Origin of the sequence: Streptomyces sp. NRRL S-646 (genome assembly GCF_000720765.1) — a bacterium.
Classification (GTDB): domain Bacteria; phylum Actinomycetota; class Actinomycetes; order Streptomycetales; family Streptomycetaceae; genus Streptomyces.
Window position 1 is genome coordinate 103066 of record NZ_JODC01000017.1, and the last position, 17694, is coordinate 120759.

Annotated in this window: 15 protein-coding genes; 12 read left to right on the forward strand and 3 right to left on the reverse strand. The window is 72.0% G+C overall.

The features are described from left to right. Window positions 1–256 precede the first annotated feature (256 nt). Genes IH68_RS0138105 through IH68_RS0138115 form a run of 3 tightly spaced genes read left to right on the forward strand, consistent with a single transcriptional unit; the run spans window position 257 to window position 3107 of the window. Window positions 257–1483 carry a M20 metallopeptidase family protein gene (locus IH68_RS0138105; protein WP_030944916.1) on the forward strand — a complete coding sequence of 409 codons (1227 nt, stop codon included), beginning with the start codon at window positions 257–259 and terminating at the stop codon, window positions 1481–1483. Further along, entirely contained in the window at window positions 1465–1662 is a 198-nt protein-coding gene (locus tag IH68_RS0138110) for a hypothetical protein (RefSeq protein WP_030944919.1), read from the forward strand. Before IH68_RS0138105 ends, IH68_RS0138110 begins: the two co-directional genes overlap by 19 nt. Beyond that, window positions 1659–3107 (forward strand): sodium:solute symporter family protein, encoded by a 1449-nt coding sequence (locus IH68_RS0138115; protein ID WP_037885921.1) that lies wholly within the window; start codon window positions 1659–1661, stop codon window positions 3105–3107. Before IH68_RS0138110 ends, IH68_RS0138115 begins: the two co-directional genes overlap by 4 nt. Window positions 3108–3153: 46 nt before the next feature. Here the strand turns inward: IH68_RS0138115 and IH68_RS0138120 are convergent, their stop codons facing one another. Genes IH68_RS0138120 through IH68_RS0138130 form a run of 3 tightly spaced genes read right to left on the reverse strand, consistent with a single transcriptional unit; the run spans window position 3154 to window position 5057 of the window. Next, window positions 3154–4062, reverse strand: coding sequence for an aminoglycoside phosphotransferase family protein (locus tag IH68_RS0138120; protein WP_030944925.1), 909 nt, complete (start codon window positions 4060–4062; stop codon window positions 3154–3156). Between the two features lie 27 nt (window positions 4063–4089). Next, entirely contained in the window at window positions 4090–4548 is a 459-nt protein-coding gene (locus tag IH68_RS0138125) for a ferritin-like domain-containing protein (protein ID WP_030944927.1), read from the reverse strand. Beyond that, on the reverse strand, window positions 4545–5057 hold the full coding sequence (locus IH68_RS0138130; RefSeq protein WP_030944928.1) for a hypothetical protein: 513 nt from the start codon (window positions 5055–5057) through the stop codon (window positions 4545–4547). The genes IH68_RS0138125 and IH68_RS0138130 overlap by 4 nt, the downstream gene beginning before the upstream one ends. Window positions 5058–5378: 321 nt before the next feature. On the opposite strand from IH68_RS0138130, the gene rimP reads away from it, so the two are divergent. The 9 genes from rimP (at window position 5379) to IH68_RS0138175 (ending at window position 17622) form a co-directional block, all read left to right on the forward strand. Beyond that, window positions 5379–5882 carry a ribosome maturation factor RimP gene (rimP, locus tag IH68_RS0138135; protein WP_030944935.1) on the forward strand — a complete coding sequence of 168 codons (504 nt, stop codon included), beginning with the start codon at window positions 5379–5381 and terminating at the stop codon, window positions 5880–5882. A 2-nt stretch (window positions 5883–5884) separates the two neighbouring features. Then, a complete protein-coding gene (gene nusA / locus IH68_RS0138140) occupies window positions 5885–6895 on the forward strand; it encodes a transcription termination factor NusA (protein ID WP_030944938.1) in 1011 nt (336 codons plus the stop codon). Window positions 6896–6996: 101 nt separating this feature from the next. Next, a complete protein-coding gene (locus tag IH68_RS0138145; RefSeq protein WP_185124210.1) occupies window positions 6997–7275 on the forward strand; it encodes a YlxR family protein in 279 nt (92 codons plus the stop codon). Between the two features lie 148 nt (window positions 7276–7423). Continuing rightward, window positions 7424–10552: a translation initiation factor IF-2 gene (gene infB, locus IH68_RS54120; protein ID WP_078912795.1), complete on the forward strand. Its 3129-nt coding sequence runs from the start codon at window positions 7424–7426 to the stop codon at window positions 10550–10552. Window positions 10553–10696: 144 nt separating this feature from the next. Next, window positions 10697–10990, forward strand: a complete 294-nt coding sequence (locus tag IH68_RS0138155) for a DUF503 domain-containing protein (RefSeq protein ID WP_030944944.1) — start codon at window positions 10697–10699, stop codon at window positions 10988–10990. Between the two features lie 32 nt (window positions 10991–11022). Continuing rightward, window positions 11023–11469, forward strand: a complete 447-nt coding sequence (gene rbfA, locus IH68_RS0138160; protein WP_030944948.1) for a 30S ribosome-binding factor RbfA — start codon at window positions 11023–11025, stop codon at window positions 11467–11469. Then, on the forward strand, window positions 11466–12371 hold the full coding sequence (gene truB / locus IH68_RS0138165; RefSeq protein ID WP_030944952.1) for a tRNA pseudouridine(55) synthase TruB: 906 nt from the start codon (window positions 11466–11468) through the stop codon (window positions 12369–12371). Before rbfA ends, truB begins: the two co-directional genes overlap by 4 nt. Window positions 12372–12743: 372 nt before the next feature. Next, window positions 12744–16451 carry a trypsin-like peptidase domain-containing protein gene (locus IH68_RS57370; RefSeq protein WP_037885924.1) on the forward strand — a complete coding sequence of 1236 codons (3708 nt, stop codon included), beginning with the start codon at window positions 12744–12746 and terminating at the stop codon, window positions 16449–16451. A gap of 223 nt (window positions 16452–16674) precedes the next feature. Continuing rightward, window positions 16675–17622 (forward strand): bifunctional riboflavin kinase/FAD synthetase, encoded by a 948-nt coding sequence (locus IH68_RS0138175; protein WP_030944959.1) that lies wholly within the window; start codon window positions 16675–16677, stop codon window positions 17620–17622. Window positions 17623–17694: the final 72 nt, after the last annotated feature.

Genomic DNA, 17694 nt, shown 5'->3' on the forward strand with positions numbered 1-17694 from the left:
GAGGCGAGTGGGGCCACCCGCCGCCTGCCCGGCCCCGGCCCTCGAACCGACGGTGAGTTGATGCCGTTGACGGGCGCGGGGCTGTATCGATCAGCGGCTCCGCCGCGTGGGCGCGATCAACCCCCACAAACCCCCGCCTCGAAAACAACCTGAGCGGCGTTTCCGCCATTTCCGCGCGACGCTCCGTCGCCCTCTCATCTTTTCCGGCCACGTGGGCAGTACATGCAACAGGTGGTGCACTGGTGAGGGGAGAGAGATGAGTCTGCGAGACGATGCGCGTGAGCTCCAGGGTGAACTGGCCGTCCTGCGCCGGGCGTTGCACCGGGAGCCGGAGATAGGGCTGCACCTGCCGCGCACACAGGAGAAGGTGCTGGCCGCGCTCGACGGACTGCCGCTGGAGATCAGCACCGGCAGTTCGCTGTCCTCCGTCACGGCCGTTCTGCGCGGCGCCGGTGCGCCCGACGGCCCGGTCGTACTGCTGCGCGGCGACATGGACGCCCTGCCCGTCACGGAGCGCACCGGCGCGGAGTTCGCCTCCCGGATCGCCGGCGCCATGCACGCCTGCGGTCACGACCTGCACACGGCCGGTCTGGTCGGCGCCGCCCGGCTGCTCGCGGACCGGCGCGAGAGCCTCGCCGGGGACGTGGTGTTCATGTTCCAGCCGGGGGAGGAGGGCTGGGACGGCGCCGGGCACATGGTCGAGGAGGGTGTGCTGGAGGCGGCGGGACGCCCGGTCGACGCCGCCTACGGACTGCACGTCAGCTCGTCCTCGTACCCCACCGGCGTCTTCGCCTCCCGCCCCGGCCCGCTGATGGCGGCCTCGGCGGGCCTGCATGTGCGGGTGGTCGGGGCGGGCGGCCACGGCTCCCGTCCGCACGACTCCCTCGACCCGATCCAGGCGGCCTGCGAGATGGTCACCGCGCTGCAGACGATGGTGACCCGGCGCTTCGACGTGTTCGACCCGGTCGTGGTCACCGTCGGCACGTTCCACGCCGGGACCCGGCGCAACATCATCCCCGACGACGCGGCCTTCGAGGCGACCGTCCGCACCTTCTCGCCGGCCGCCGCCGAACGCATCGCAGAGGTCTCCGTACGCCTCTGCCAGGACATCGCCACCGCCCACGGCCTCACCGCCGAGGTCGACTTCGTCCCCGAATACCCCGTCACCGTCAACCACAGCGGCGAGCACGACTTCCTCGCCGACACCGTCCGCGAGGCCTTCGGGACGGAGCGCTTCGAACTGCTCACCGACCCGATCACCGGCTCGGAGGACTTCTCCCGGGTCCTGGACCGGGTGCCGGGCGCGTTCGTCTTCCTGGGCGCCGACGCCACCGGAGACCCGGAGACCGCCCCCACCAACCACTCCCCGCTCGCCGCCTTCGACGACGCGGTGCTGTCCGACGGAGCCGCCCTGCTCGCCGAACTCGCCGTCCGCCGACTGGACCGTCTCGCCGAGGAGGCACAGTGCGCCCGTACCACCTGATCCCCGCCGTGCCCGCGCTGGGCCTGCTCCTCATGCCGTTCCTGCCGTTCGTCAACACCGACGGCCTGTGGTTCGGGCTGCCCCGGATGCTCGTGTGGGGCGCGGCCTGGTGCGTGATGTGCACACCCGCGCTGCTGCTCACGGAGCGCCTCATGAACCGTGAGGAGGCCGACAAGTGACGACGATCCTGGTCATGACGTTCACCGGCATCGCGCTGATCGGCGTCCTCGGCTTCGTCGGACGCCGCAAGCCCGCCGCGGACCTCTCCGAATGGGCCGTCGGCGGGCGCCGGTTCGGGGCGCTGAGCATGTGGTTCCTGCAGGCCGGCGAGGTGTTCACCACCTTCACCTTCCTCGGCATGGCAGGCCTGGCCTTCAGCGGCGGAGTCGCCGCCCTCTACGCCCTCCCGTACGTCCCCATCGGGTACATGGTGCTGTTCTTCCTCGCCAAGCGCCTGTGGTCATTGGGCAAGGAGCGCGGCTACCTCACCCAGGGTGACTACCTGGAGGACCGCTACGACAGCAAGCTGCTCGGCACGGTCGCGGCCGTCCTCGGCGTCGTCTTCGTGCTGCCGTACCTCCAACTCCAGATCACCGGCCTGGGGTTGATCGTCCAGCTGGTCACCGGCGACTCGGCCTCCGGCACCCTCAGCATGATCATCGGCTGTGCGCTGGTCGTGGCCTTCGTGCTGTGGGCGGGCCTGCACGGCGTCGCGATGACGTCGTACTTCAAGGACGTCGTCATGCTGGTCGTCCTGGCCGTGCTCCTGATCGCGGTCCCCGCCCACTTCTCGGGCGGCGTCACCGCGATGTTCCACCGCATCGACAAGCTCCATCCGGAGCTGCTGACGATCCATGCGGGGCCGTCCGACCAGGTCTGGTTCACCACGAGCATGCTGGTCAGCATGGTCGGCGTCGGCCTGATGTGCCTGCCGCACGCCTGGCCGGCCGTGATGTCCGCCCGCGACCCCAAGGTGCTGCGCCGCAACTACACCTGGATGCCGCTGTACGAACTCTGCCTGCTGATGCCCATCATTGTGGGCTTCGCCGCCGTCCTCGTCCTCAAGCCGGGCACCCCGGCCAACGGCATCCTGCTGACCCTGAGCAAGCAGGTGCTGCCGACATGGGCGACGGGTCTGGTCGTCGTGGCGGCCATCGCGACGGCGATGGTGCCGGCGGCGGGCATCCTGATCGGCATCTCGTCCCTGGTGGCCCGCAACATCGCCCGGGTGCGGGACGAGCGGAAGCAGTTCTGGATCAACCACGGCACCGTGGTGGCCGCCTGCGGTCTCTCCCTCCTGCTCGCCATCTACCGCCCCGACCTGCTGGCCAACCTCCTCCTGCTCACCTACAGCGGCACGGTCCAGCTCGCACCCGCCATCGCCCTGGGCTTCCTGGCCCGCCGCCCGGTGGGCAAGGTGGCCGTCCTCGCCGGGCTCTTCGTGGGCGAACTGGTCGTCGTCTGGCTGACGTTCTGGCAGAAGGGCCTGGCCGGGAACGTCAACGCCGGCCTGGTGGGCCTGGGCGCGAACATCGCCGTACTCGCCCTCACGGCAGCCGCGGAGCGACTGACGACCCGCACCCCCGCACAGGACACCTCCGAGCCGCTGGAGGTGCGTGCATGAGCGGAGCCCGGGCGGCAACAACCAGTACCTCCCGAGCTGAACAGCCCTAGAGCCACCCGGCGAATTCAAGCAACAGCTCGGCGTCCTTGGTCCGCCCCACCCGAAGCGCCCGAACCCCGGACTCCACAGCCCGGAACAACGTCCACCCCCGCAACCGCTCCTGATCCACATCCAACGACTCGGCAAGCCGCTTCACGCGCCGCCGGGTGGTCGTCGCGCCCGCCGGTGAGGCAATCAGATCCTCCACCCGGTCCCGCACCAACCGAGCCAGATCAAAGGCACACTCACCCACCACCGGATCGGGCCCCACGGCCAACCACGGCATCCGCTCACCAGCGAGAACCTTGCTCTGCCGAAAAGTCCCGTGCAGCAACCGATCCTCAGGCGGCGCCGCCAGCAACTCCGCCCGTGCAGCCAACGCGGCGTCGACCAACACCGCCACCTCGGCGAAGCCCGACGCAGTGGCCCGCATGGCCTCGGCCTGCCGCCCCGTCCGCTCGGCGACGGTCTCGAAGGAATGGGCGCCCTTGCCGACGGGTGGCTCCACCCACAGCCGCCGCAACGTCCCCGCCGCCTCCAACAGCGCCTTCGCCTCCGGCAACGACCGCACCGAGACATCCGGATGCAGCCGCTCCAGCAGCAACACACCCTCCGTCATGAACGGTTCGACCAGCTGTACGGCGCCCATACCGCCCCAGTGCGCCAGCGCCGCCCGCTCGCTCTCCGGACGGGCCCGGGGCGGGGCCAGCTTCAGCACGGCGGGCGTCCCGTCGGGGTGCCGCACCAGCACGACCAGGCTGCTGCGCCCGCCGGGCACCTGTACCCGTTCCACGGTCAACTCGCGTAGCGAGACCGCCTGCCGGGCCGCCTCGGGCAGCTTCTCCAGCCAGTCGTCGCCGTCCGGTGCCGTCTCACCGAGCGCCCTGACCAGACGCTGCGGCGGTGCGAAAGCCATGCGCGAGTCGTTCCCTTCCAGTACGGGTCACGCCGTGGGTGCCGGCGAGGCCGGGGCGGTGGCCGCCCGCTCGGCGAGCCCAGGGAAGGCTACGCTCTCGCCGCTCCAGCGCACCGCCCGCACCGCCGCCTCCCGCAGCGCCCCGGCAGCCATGCGCCGCCGCTCGCCCCCGGTCGCGCGCACCAGGTCGGAGTAGACCCCGGCCACCCGGTCCTCCAGTTCGGTGGCGAGCCGCACGGCCGCGGCCGAGTCCGACACGGGGAACGGCAGTGCGTACCCCGCCGCCGCGGCCACCGGCGTGCCGCCCAGGTCCCGTACCTCGCGGGTGAGCGCGTCCCGCCGGGCCCGGTGCGCGTCGTACGCCGCCTGGGCCTCCGTACGCCGTCCCGCGCGGATCTGCCCGCCGACCACCCCGTAGCCGTACACGGCCGCATGCTCGGCGGCCAGCGCCGCCTGCAGGGCCTTCAGTTCCTTCTCCCGGCTCACCTGGCACCCTCCGTCAGCAGATACGCATGCGCCGCCCCGGCCGCCGCCACCGAGGCCAGCAGCCGTGCCAGCTCACCCGGCACGTCGAGGAGCGCCGTGATCCGCCGGTCGGCCAGAGCCCGCTCGGCGGCGGCCAGTTCGGTGAGGGCGTCCTTCTCGTTCGAGGCCACGGCGGCGGACGGCGACGCCGACTCCGGCGCCGCGGGGGAGGCCTTCCCGACCGTCCCCCCGAACGCCTCCGCATGCCGCACGACCTCGGCCCGCAACGCCCCCAGCTGCTCCGCGACAGCAGGATGCGCAGCGATCACGGCGTCGTACCGCCCGACCAGCCCCACACTCTCCCTGGCTGCAAGCGCACGCGCCTTCTCCACGACCGAAGGACTGCCACCGGCACTCTCCTCGGACTCCCCACCGGAGCAGCCCGCCAACAGGGCGGCCCCGGCAGCCGAAGCAAGAACGGATCTTCTGCGCGGCCCCGACGGGGTGCGCAAGGGTGGGGGGTACGACACGACTGACGTCCTCGGGGGCTTCGTACGAACGCATGGACGGGAAGGCCGACCCGCCGCTGATCACGGTACCCGCGCCTCCCCCCGACTCACGCCACCGGCTCGGCAGCCGGCCCAAGGGGCGGGGGGCTGTGTCGACATGCGGCTACCGCCGCGTGGGCGCGACAAGCCACGACCAACCCGCTTCCGCTCACACACCACAGCTCCCGAGCCATTGGGCGCCCCAGCGCCTCAGTGGACGGCAACACCCCTGGCGACCGGATACCCTTTGACCAGACACGCGACCCATCCCACAACAGCACACGCGGCCGAGGAGTCACCCGGATGAGCACCACCCAGAGCGAGAGGCTGCGAGAGCTCCTGGAACCGCTCGTCAGCTCCCAGGGCCTGGATCTCGAAGAGATCGCAGTGGACTCCGTCGGACGCAAGCGGGTGCTGCGCGTGGTCGTCGACTCCGACAACGGTGCCGATCTGGACCAGATCGCCGATGTGAGCCGCGCGCTCTCGGCGAAGCTCGACGAGACGGACGCGATGGGCGAGGGCGAGTACACCCTCGAGGTCGGAACCCCGGGCGCGGAGCGCCTCCTCAAGGAACACCGGCACTACGTGCGTGCCACCGGCCGGCTGGTGAAGTTCCAGCTGACCGACGGTGACGAGCTGGTCGCCAGGATCCTCGAGGCCGACGACGAAGGCCTCGACCTCGAAGTGCCCGGAGTCAAGGGCCGCAGGCCCACCGCCCGCAGACTCGCCTATCCGGACGTCGACAAGGCGCGCGTGCAGGTCGAGTTCAACCGCAAGGACAAGAACGAGAAGGAAGAGGAGGCGTAGCCGTGGACATCGACATGAGTGCCCTGCGGGGCTTGGTACGGGAGAAGGAGATCTCCTTCCCCCTGCTGGTCGAGGCGATCGAGTCGGCCCTCCTCATCGCCTACCACCGAACCGAGGGAAGCCGCCGCCACGCGCGCGTGGAGCTCAACCGGGAGACCGGCCATGTGACGGTGTGGGCGAAGGAGGATCCCGAGGACCTCGAGGAGGGCCAGGAGCCCCGCGAGTTCGACGACACCCCGTCCGGCTTCGGCCGTATCGCCGCCACCACCGCCAAGCAGGTCATCCTGCAGCGGCTGCGCGACGCCGAGGACGACGCGACGCTCGGCGAGTACGCCGGCCGTGAGGGCGACATCGTCACCGGTGTGGTCCAGCAGGGCCGCGACCCGAAGAACGTGCTCGTGGACATCGGCAAGCTCGAGGCCATCCTGCCGGTGCAGGAGCAGGTGCCGGGCGAGACGTATCCGCACGGCATGCGGATCCGGTCGTACGTCGTACGAGTGGCGAAGGGCGTCCGCGGCCCGTCCGTGACCCTCTCGCGCACGCACCCGAACCTGGTGAAGAAGCTCTTCGCCCTGGAGGTGCCGGAGATCGCCGACGGGTCCGTGGAGATCGCCGCGATCGCCCGTGAGGCCGGTCACCGCACCAAGATCGCCGTACGGTCCACCCGTTCGGGCCTGAACGCCAAGGGCGCCTGCATCGGGCCCATGGGCGGGCGTGTGCGCAACGTCATGGGCGAACTGAACGGCGAGAAGATCGACATCGTCGACTGGTCGGACGACCCGGCCGAGATGGTCGCGAACGCGCTGTCGCCCGCTCGGGTCTCCAAGGTGGAGGTCGTGGACCTCGCCGCCCGCTCCGCGCGCGTGACGGTGCCGGACTACCAGCTGTCGCTGGCGATCGGCAAGGAAGGCCAGAACGCCCGCCTTGCGGCCCGGCTGACCGGCTGGCGGATCGACATCCGTCCGGACACCGAGCAGGCCGAGGACCAGCGCGCAGAGCAGCGCGGGGAATAGATCCAAGCCGCGCATGGCTCAGATCACGACACTTGCATGCGCGGAACTGTTCGATTCTTGCCCCAAAGGGGTGAGGTCGCCACGGGGAGGTAGACTTAAGGGTGTCTGGCCGGACGCGCGCCCGCGCATGCCCTGAGCGCACCTGTGTGGGGTGCAGGCAGCGAGCGGCCAAGAAGGATCTGCTGCGCATCGTGGCGGTCGAGGGTGAATGTGTCCCCGATCATCGCGGTACGCTGCCCGGCCGGGGTGCGTATGTGCACCCCGCCCTGGTCTGTCTCGACCTGGCGGTACGCCGCCGGGCGTTCACACGGGCGCTGCGCGCCCCGGGAGCGCTCGACACAAAGGCGTTGCGCCTCTATGTCGAGCAGGCAACACCGTAAGACGAGGTCGCACGGAACCCCCGTGCGGCCCTGGTACCCCGCGAGTTGGAAGTAGGTCGAGATTGCGATGAGCACTCGATGAGCACGCGATGAGTACGCCCATGAAGTAGCGACGGTCCGGACGCAACCCGGACCTAAAAGGAGCGAAGTGGCTAAGGTCCGGGTATACGAACTCGCCAAGGAGTTCGGGGTTGAGAGCAAGGTCGTCATGGCCAAGCTCCAAGAACTCGGTGAATTCGTCCGTTCGGCGTCTTCGACCATCGAAGCGCCCGTCGTCCGTAAGCTGACGGACGCCCTCCAGCAGGGCAACGGAGGCGGCAAGTCCGCCCCCGCACGCAAGGCTGCCCCGGCGAAGCCGGCAGCCCCCTCTCCGGCGCAGGCAGCCCGTCCGGCCGCCCCGCGCCCGCCGGCCCCCAAGCCGGCCGCCGCCGAGAAGCCCGCGGCTCCCGCCGCACCGGCTGCTCCCGGCCCCCGTCCCACCCCGGGCCCGAAGCCCGCGCCGCGGCCCGCCCCGGCGTCCCCGGCTCCGACCACGCCCGAGTTCACGGCGCCTCCGGCGGCTCCCGCCGCCCCGGCTGCCTCCCAGGGCCAGGGCTCCGGCCCGCGTCCGGGCGCTCCGCGTCCGGCAGGCCAGGCCCCGCGTCCGGGTGCCCGTCCCGGCGGCCCCGGTCAGGGCGGCCAGGGCCGTGGTGACCGCGGCGACCGTCCCGGCGGCGCCCCGCGCCAGGGTGGCGGCGCTCCGCGTCCCGGTGCCCGTCCGGCCGGTCCGCGTCCGGGCAACAACCCCTTCACCTCCGGTGGCTCCACCGGCATGGCGCGCCCCCAGGCGCCCCGTCCGGGTGGTGCCCCGCGTCCGGGCGGCCAGGGTGGCCCCGGTGAGCGTCCCGGTGGTGCCCCGCGTCCGCAGGGCCAGGGCGGTCCTCGTCCCCAGGGTGCTGCGGGCGGTCCCCGTCCGCAGGCTCCGGGCGGCGCGCGTCCGACCCCGGGCGGCATGCCCCGTCCGCAGGGCGGCGGCCCCCGTCCCGGCGGCGGCCCCGGCGGCCCGCGTCCGAACCCCGGCATGATGCCGCAGCGTCCTGCTGCCGGCCCGCGTCCCGGCGGCGGTGGCCCCGGCGGCCGCGGTCCCGGTGGCGGCGGTCGTCCCGGTGGCGGTGGCGCCGGTCGTCCCGGTGGTGGCGGCGGCGGTTTCGCCGGTCGTCCCGGTGGCGGCGGCGGCGGTTTCGCCGGTCGTCCCGCGGGTCCCGGTGGCGGCGGTGGCGGTTTCGCCGGTCGTCCCGGTGGTCCCGGTGGCGGTGGCGGCGGTCGTCCCGGATTCGGCGGTCGTCCCGGTGGTCCCGGTGGCCGTGGTGGCACGCAGGGCGCCTTCGGTCGTCCCGGCGGTCCCGCGCGTCGCGGTCGCAAGTCGAAGCGGCAGAGGCGCCAGGAGTACGAGGCCATGCAGGCCCCGTCGGTCGGCGGCGTGATGCTGCCTCGCGGCAACGGCGAGACCATTCGCCTGTCGCGCGGTGCCTCCCTCACCGACTTCGCGGAGAAGATCAACGCCAACCCGGCGTCGCTCGTCGCGGTCATGATGAACCTGGGCGAGATGGTCACGGCCACGCAGTCCGTCTCCGACGAGACGCTGCAGCTCCTCGCGGGCGAGATGAACTACGCGGTTCAGATCGTCAGCCCCGAGGAGGAGGACCGCGAGCTGCTCGAGTCCTTCGACATCGAGTTCGGCGAGGACGAGGGCGGCGAAGAGGATCTGGTCGTCCGTCCGCCGGTCGTGACCGTCATGGGTCACGTCGACCACGGTAAGACCCGACTCCTCGACGCCATCCGCAAGACGAACGTCATCGCGGGCGAGGCCGGCGGCATCACCCAGCACATCGGTGCCTACCAGGTCGCGACCGAGGTCAACGACGAAGAGCGCAAGATCACCTTCATCGACACCCCGGGTCACGAGGCGTTCACCGCCATGCGTGCCCGTGGTGCGAAGTCGACCGACATCGCGATCCTGGTCGTCGCGGCCAACGACGGCGTCATGCCGCAGACGGTCGAGGCGCTCAACCACGCCAAGGCGGCCGACGTCCCGATCGTCGTCGCGGTCAACAAGATCGACGTCGAGGGCGCCGACCCGACCAAGGTGCGCGGTCAGCTCACCGAGTACGGGCTGGTGGCCGAGGAGTACGGCGGCGACACCATGTTCGTCGACATCTCCGCCAAGCAGGGTCTGCACATCGACTCCCTGCTGGAGGCCGTGGTCCTCACCGCGGACGCCTCGCTCGACCTGCGGGCCAACCCGAACCAGGACGCGCAGGGCATCTCGATCGAGTCCCGCCTCGACCGCGGCCGTGGTGCCGTCTCGACGGTCCTCGTCCAGCGAGGCACCCTGCGGGTCGGCGACACGATGGTCGTGGGCGACGCCTACGGCCGAGTCCGCGCCATGCTCGACGACAACGGCAACAACGTCGCCGAGGCCGGCCCGTCGACGCCGGTCCAGGTCCTGGGCCTGACCAACGTCCCGGGTGCGGGCGACAACTTCCTGGTGGTGGACGAGGACCGTACGGCCCGTCAGATCGCCGAGAAGCGCGCCGCCCGTGAGCGCAACGCCGCGTTCGCCAAGCGCACGCGCCGTGTCTCCCTCGAGGACCTGGACAAGGTGCTCAAGGCCGGCGAGGTCCAGCAGCTCAACCTCATCATCAAGGGTGACGCTTCTGGTTCCGTCGAGGCGCTCGAGTCGTCCCTGCTCCAGCTGGACGTCGGCGAAGAGGTCGACATCCGCGTCCTGCACCGCGGCGTCGGTGCGGTCACGGAGTCGGACATCGACCTGGCGATGGGCTCGGACGCCATCGTGATCGGCTTCAACGTCCGTGCGGCAGGCCGCGCGGCGCAGATGGCCGAGCGCGAGGGCGTGGACGTCCGCTACTACTCGGTCATCTACCAGGCGATCGAGGAGATCGAGGCGGCCCTCAAGGGCATGCTCAAGCCGGAGTACGAAGAGGTCGAGCTCGGTACGGCGGAGATCCGCGAGGTCTTCAAGTCGTCCAAGCTGGGCAACATCGCGGGTGTTCTCATCCGCTCCGGCGAGGTCAAGCGCAACACCAAGGCGCGCCTGGTCCGCGACGGCAAGGTCATCGCGGAGAACCTCAACATCGAGGGTCTGCGTCGCTTCAAGGACGACGTCACCGAGATTCGCGAAGGGTTCGAGGGCGGTATCAACCTCGGCAACTTCAACGACATCAAGGTCGACGACGTCATCGCGACGTACGAGATGCGCGAGAAGCCGCGCGTCTGATCCAGCACGCGATCGGGGCCGGTCGGCGGGGCAGTTCCCTCCAGGGAATTCCGTCGATCGGCCCCGGCCGTTGCGTGTACGGTTCCCGTATCGGCGTCGATGCGTGGCGCCCGTACCCCGAACCGGCGGGACATCCGGACACACATGTATGTGGGGACTCTGTCCTTCGACCTGCTCCTCGGCGACGTGCACTCGCTCAAGGAGAAACGCTCTCTCGTCCGTCCGATCGTGGCCGAGCTCCAGCGCAAGTACGCGGTGAGCGTGGCGGAGACGGGCAACCAGAACCTCCATCGCAGGGCCGAGATCGGGCTCGCGATGGTTTCCGGGGACACGGGACACCTCTCCGACGTACTGGACCGCTGCGAGCGGCTGGTCGCCGGGCGGCCCGAGGTGGAACTGCTCTCGGTTCGACGCAGGCTCCACAGCGACGAAGACTGAAGCAAGAAGTAAGCACTTAAGGAGACGGACCAGTGGCCGACAACGCGCGCGCCAAGAGGCTGGCGGACCTCATCCGAGAGGTGGTGGCCCAGAAGCTGCAGCGCGGGATCAAGGACCCGCGGCTCGGCTCGCACGTCACCATCACGGACACCCGGGTCACCGGGGACCTGAGGGAGGCGACCGTCTTCTACACGGTGTACGGGGACGACGAGGAGCGTGCGGCCGCGGCCGCCGGTCTGGAGAGCGCCAAGGGCGTGCTCCGCTCCGCGGTCGGTGCGGCGGCGGGCGTGAAGTTCACGCCGACGCTGACCTTCGTCGCGGACGCCCTGCCGGACACCGCCCGGACCATCGAGGACCTCCTCGACAAGGCCCGCCAGTCCGACGAGAAGGTGCGCGAGGTCTCGGCCGGCGCCACCTACGCCGGCGAGGCGGACCCGTACAAGAAGCCGGGTGAAGACGAGGACGAAACCGCCGAATGACCCAGAAGAACCGGACGCCCGACGGGCTTGTCATCGTGGACAAGCCGTCGGGCTTCACCTCGCACGACGTGGTCGCCAAGATGCGCGGCATCGCCCGCACCCGACGCGTCGGGCACGCCGGAACCCTCGACCCCATGGCGACGGGCGTGCTCGTCCTCGGCATCGAGAAGGCCACCAAGCTGCTCGGTCACCTCGCGCTGACCGAGAAGGAGTACCTGGGGACGATCCGCCTCGGGCAGACGACCCTGACCGACGACGCAGAGGGCGAGATCACGGGGTCGGCAGACGCCTCGAAGGTTACCCGCGAGGCCGTCGACGCCGGGATCGCCAAGCTCACCGGCAACATCATGCAGGTGCCGTCGAAGGTGAGCGCCATCAAGATCGACGGTGTGCGCTCCTACAAGCGGGCGCGGGAGGGCGAGGAGTTCGAGATCCCCGCCCGGCCCGTCACCGTCTCGTCCTTCGCGGTGTACGACGTCCGGGACGCGGTCGCCGAGGACGGCACCCCGGTGCTGGACCTGGTGGTCTCCGTCGTCTGCTCCTCCGGGACCTACATCCGGGCCCTGGCCCGCGACCTGGGCGCCGACCTGGGCGTGGGCGGCCATCTCACCGCCCTGCGCCGCACCCGCGTCGGCCCGTACAAGCTGGACTCGGCGAAGACGCTGGACGAGCTCCAGCAGGACCTGACGGTGATGCCGATCGCCGAGGCGGCCACGGCCGCGTTCCCGCGCTGGGACGTGGACGCCAAGCGGGCCCGGCTGCTCACCAACGGCGTACGGCTGGAGATGCCCGAGGTGTACGCGGGCGGCGGCGCGGTCGCCGTCTTCGACCCCGAGGGGCACTTCCTGGCGCTCGTCGAGGAACAGAAGGGCAAGGCGAAGAGCCTGGCCGTCTTCGGCTAGGCGCTCCGCTGGTTGCGCCGCGACGGGCCGTCGGTTCTCTGAGGGCCCGTCGTGGCTGGCCGCGCCCCGCGGCGGAACCGCCTGTGGATACAGCCCCGCGCCCCTTTGGGCCGCCCGACTCGCTCGGGCCTGTCCGGGCTGCCTGCCCGTGGAGCGGCGTCACGGGGTTGTGCCGCCGCTCCACGGTCCCCCCTCGGTTCCCCCACCCCTAGGGTGTATCCACCCACCCCCACCTGTTCACCCGTCCGGGCAGGCGCTCGGAGTGAACCGAGGGAGCGGAAGGGGGCGCGTTCGCGAAGGGATCTGTCCCGCTGATCATCGCGGCCCTAACGTCGAACTGAGGGCACAGGTGTACGGCGGGGAGGCTCGAACATGGCGGGACGGGGCCCGCGGACCGGAGGCGGACACCGGTCGGCGGAGGATACGCGAACCGGACACACCCCGGACGGGGAACCGACCGACCGGGACGCCGCCCTGGTCCGCATCCACGACCTCGCCGGCCGCCCCCGCGGCACCGGCTTCGTGGCCGACCACCACGGCACCGTCATCACCAGCCACGAGGCCGTCGACGGCCTGCCCAGGCTCGTCCTGCACACCGCCGACGACCGCACCTGCCTGGTGACCGCGGACGAGGTGACCCCGCTGCCCGACCTGGACCTGGCCCTCGTACGCACCGAGGGCCTCGGCGTCGACCCGCTGCCGGTCACGGTCCGGGACCGGGTCGAGACCGGCAGATACGTCCGCCTCGCCGCCGGCTGCTGGCGCGAGGCGCGCGTGCTCGGTGCGACCTCCGTGACGTATGCGGCGACGGACCGCTTCCATCTCCTCGACGAGGCCCTGGAGTTGGCGATCGGCACGACCGGCCGGGACGCCCTGCGGCTGGGTGGCGGGGCGGCCGGGGGACCGGTCCTGGACGCCGAAACCGGCGCCGTCGTCGCCGTCCTCGGCACCGCACTCCAGTCCGGCCACCGCGACGCCGGCTTCGCGGTCCCGCTGCGGCGGCGCTCCGCTGATCTCACCGCGACGGGCCGTCGGTCTTCTGCGGCGCCGTCGTGGTCGGTTGCTCCCCCGCTCTCGGCTTCGGTCGAGCGGGGGGACCCCCCGGGGTCTTCATCCGACCTGTCCATCGGTCCGCTGGCCGACCTGCTCGACCGGAACGCGGCTACGGTGCCCGCGTACGGAGCCGATCTCAATCTGGCCGGGGTACTGGAGCTGACGGCTACGTCGGTGGGGCAGGACGGCCCGCCGGGGACGCTGGAGGGCCACGTCGGCCGGGCGGGCGTCGAAGCCGTCGAACGGGCAAAGACGGCAAGGGAGTTGGCCGCGTTCGTGCAGGGCCCGGCCGCCGTCCTCGGCCTGGTCGGGCCACCGGGCAGCGGCCGTACGACGGAACTCGCGTCCCTCGCCGCCCGCCGCAACCGCGGCCCCGAACCGGCCCCGACCCTCTGGCTGCGTGGCGCCGACCTGAGGGACGAAGACACCTCGGTCGCGGACGCGGCCGGCCGCGCACTGGCCCGCGCCGCCCGCATCGTCGCGGCGGCGAGGTCCACCTGCGCCGCCACCCTCGGCGACACCGGCCCGAACCGCCTTGCCCAGGCCGCCCGCGCGGCAGACCGCCCCCTGCTCCTCCTCCTGGACGGCCCCGAAGAAATGCCGCCCGCCCTGACCCACCGCCTACAGGAGTGGGTCGAAGGGACGGAGGAATGGCTGCGGGAGACGGGGACGCGGCTGATCGTGGCGTGCAGGGCGGAGTACTGGGAGGCCTTTTCGGCCCTGTTCGGCCAGGGCCTGATCTTTTCAGCCCGTCCGGCGTTTGAGGACGAGGCCGTTCAGGCCGAAGCGGGGGTCCGGGGGCGCAGCCCCCGGGATGGGACGGGTAAGGGCGGCGGGGGCGGCATCCCCTGCGTGCGCCTCGGCGACCTGACGGAGGACGAGGCCCGCAGAGCCCGCGCGCGCTACCGCATCCCCGAGGGCACCCTCCAAGCCCCCGACGCCCGCCACCCCCTCACCCTCCGCCTCCTCTCGGAGGTCCACGCGGCCCTCCAGGACGCCCCCCACGCCCACGTGGACCGCAACGACGTCCTCGCGGCCCACCTCGACCTGATGTGCCTGCGCATCGCCGTCAGACTGTCCGCCGAGAACGGCCTGCGCGGCACCGCCGTACGCCGCCTCGCCGCAAAGGTCTCCGGCCAGGTCCACGAGGCCGCCCGCCGCAGCCTCGGCCCCGGACAGGGCGAGCTGGACCGGAAGACGTTCGAGGCGGTGTTCCCGTGGGGAGCGGCCCCCGCGAGGCTGGGCGGCGGCACCGGCTGGGCCTCCGCAGTCCTCACCGAAGGCCTGCTCGTCCCCGCCGGCAGCGGCTACCGCTTCGCCCACGAGGAACTCGCCGACTGGCTCCACGGCATGCACCTCGACCTCGACGAGGCCCTGCGCACCCTGGTCCACCACAGCCCCACCCCGGACGGCGGCACCCGCCCCCTTCCCGTACCGCACCACCGCATCGGCCCCGTCGTAGAGGCCCTGCTGCTTCTCGCCCGTCAGGAGGGGAGTGCCCAACTCGCCGTAAGAATGGAGGAGTTGGCCAACGTCCTGAATGCGGACCCGCACTCCTGGTGGCCCGCCCGCCTCCTCACCGAGACCCTGCTGCGCGTACCGGACGCCACCCCGTACCTGGCCGTCCTGCGACGGCTCGCCGACCGACTCGTGGCGGCACGCCGTCAGGACCGTCCCAACTCCCGGGAAACCAAGGACGATTCCCGTCCGACGCCCGCCGCCACGGGCCCCTTCGCCCCCGGGTTCTGGACAGCCCTGCCGCTCCCGCGGACCGAACGCCTGGACCTGCTGCGCCACCTGCTCCTCGCCGACGGCCCGCCGCAGGACACCGGCCCCCGTTACCTGGACGCCGTCTCCCAGCTCCTGGCCGCCGAGCCCACGGCCGTACAACCCCTCCTCACCCGCTGGTTCGACGACGACCGCCCGCTTCCCGCGACCCCGCACGCGACCGTCGCCGAGGCGGCGCAGGCGCTGCTGCACACCCACCGGCACCTCGCTCTGGACGACCTGACCGAGGTGCTGGTCGAGAGTGCACATCCGAGGGCGGACGAGTTGCTCGCCGTGCTCGCGGAGGACGAGCCGTCGACCATCTGCCGGGCCGTCGACCGGTGGGCGCACGACGAGCGGCCCGCGCGGCGGGTGGCGGCGGTGGCGTACGGCCTGCGCGCGGCGCCCCACGTCCGTACCGACGCCGATCGCGAACTCCTCCGCTACGCCGCCCTCGCCCTCCTCGCCCGCCCCGCCGACTGCACCCTGCACGGCGGCGCGCTCGCCCTCCTCGTACGCGATCCACGCACGCGTGCCCGCCATCTCCCGCAGGCGCTGCGGCAGTTCGCGTCCGGCGACCCGCACTTCCCGCCGAGCGCACTGGTCGCCGCCCTGAACACACACCCGGAGCCGGTCCTCGACGCCTTCCGTGAGCGTCTGCGCGGGCCGGACGCCGGTCAGGCGCTGCGCACGCTCGCCGACGTCACCACGCCCCCGCTGGCCCGAAGGGCCGCCGTACTCGTGCGGGAGGCCGTGGAGCGACGCCCGGAGACCGCCGTCCACGTGGCCGCGTACATCGACCTGCGGCTCGACCAGGGACCGGAGGCGCGGGCCGTGCTCTTCCCCCTGGTCACCGGTCTCCTCGACGGCGGCCCTGAGGAGGTGCGGGCCGCGCTCGCCGCCGTACTCGCCGCTCCCGGCACCCCCGCCTCCCGCCTCCTGCGCCGCGAACTCCTCGACTTCCTCCTGACCCACGAACAGGCCCCCGCCGTCCTGGACGCCCTGCTGCACGCAGCGGCCCGGCACTCCGGCGACGACGTGCGCGAGCTCGTGCACCGCACCGGCCTGCTCCTGGTCCGCACCCCGGACGGCGCGGCCCGCTTCGACCGCGGTCTGGTCGACCTCGGCCGGCAGGTCCCAGGCTTCGCCGCCCGCATGGCCGGCTGGCTGACCGAGGCCCCACAGACCTGGGCGGCGGTGGTGGGCCCCGGCGCCCGCCGGATGATCGAGAACCTGGCGGGCGTCCGGGTCGGCGCGTAGTCCGCTGCGGTTCGGCCGCGCCCCTTTGGGGCGCGGGGCTGTATCGATATGCGGCTCCGCCGCGGGGCGCGACCAGCCATGACGGGGCGGCAGCCGAACGACGGCCCGTCGTGGCACACCCGCGGAGCGCTAGGCCGATGCGGGCCGCACGGCCCCGGCATGGCACCCTTAGACCTGCGTAAGAGGTCGGTAGACACGGACACGGGTTCGAGGAGCGGTCACAGTGCAGCGCTGGCGTGGCTTGGAGGACATCCCCGAGGACTGGGGGCGCAGCGTCGTCACCATCGGTTCGTACGACGGAGTCCACCGCGGTCACCAGCTGATCATCCGGCATGCCGTGGACCGCGCCCGCGAGCTGGGTGTTCCCTCGGTGGTCGTCACCTTCGACCCGCACCCCAGCGAGGTCGTCCGCCCCGGCAGCCACCCGCCGCTGCTGGCCCCGCACCACCGCCGCGCCGAACTCATGGCGGACCTCGGCGTGGACGCGGTGCTGATCCTCCCCTTCACGACGGAGTTCTCGAAGCTCTCTCCCGCCGACTTCGTCGTCAAGGTCCTGGTGGACAAGCTGCACGCCAAGGCGGTCGTCGAGGGCCCGAACTTCCGCTTCGGCCACAAGGCCGCGGGGAACGTCGAGTTCCTCGCCGAGCAGGGCAAGGTCTACGACTTCGAGGTCGAGGTCGTCGACCTGTACGTGTGCGGTGAGGCGGGAGGCGGCGAGCCGTTCTCGTCCACCCTCACCCGGCGCCTGGTCGCCGAGGGGGACGTCGAGGGCGCCGCCGAGATCCTGGGCCGCCCGCACTGCGTCGAGGGCGTCGTCGTACGAGGCGCTCAGCGCGGCCGTGAGCTGGGCTTCCCGACCGCCAATGTCGAGACCCTGCCGCACACCGCGATCCCGGCCGACGGCGTCTACGCCGGCTGGCTGCACGCCCAGGGCGAGGCGATGCCGGCCGCGATCTCCGTCGGCACGAACCCGCAGTTCGACGGCACCGAGCGCACGGTGGAGGCGTACGCCATCGACCGCGTGGGCCTCGATCTGTACGGCCTGCACGTGGCCGTGGACTTTCTGGCCTACGTCCGCGGCCAGGCGAAGTTCGACTCCTTGGAGGCCCTCCTTGAGCAGATGGCCGAGGACGTGAAGCGGTGCCGCGAGCTGGTGACGGCCGCCGAATAGCCGTTCCCGGATTCGTTCCTACGACGCCGAAGGGCGGCCGGTGCTGAGAGCACCGGCCGCCCTTCGCTGTTG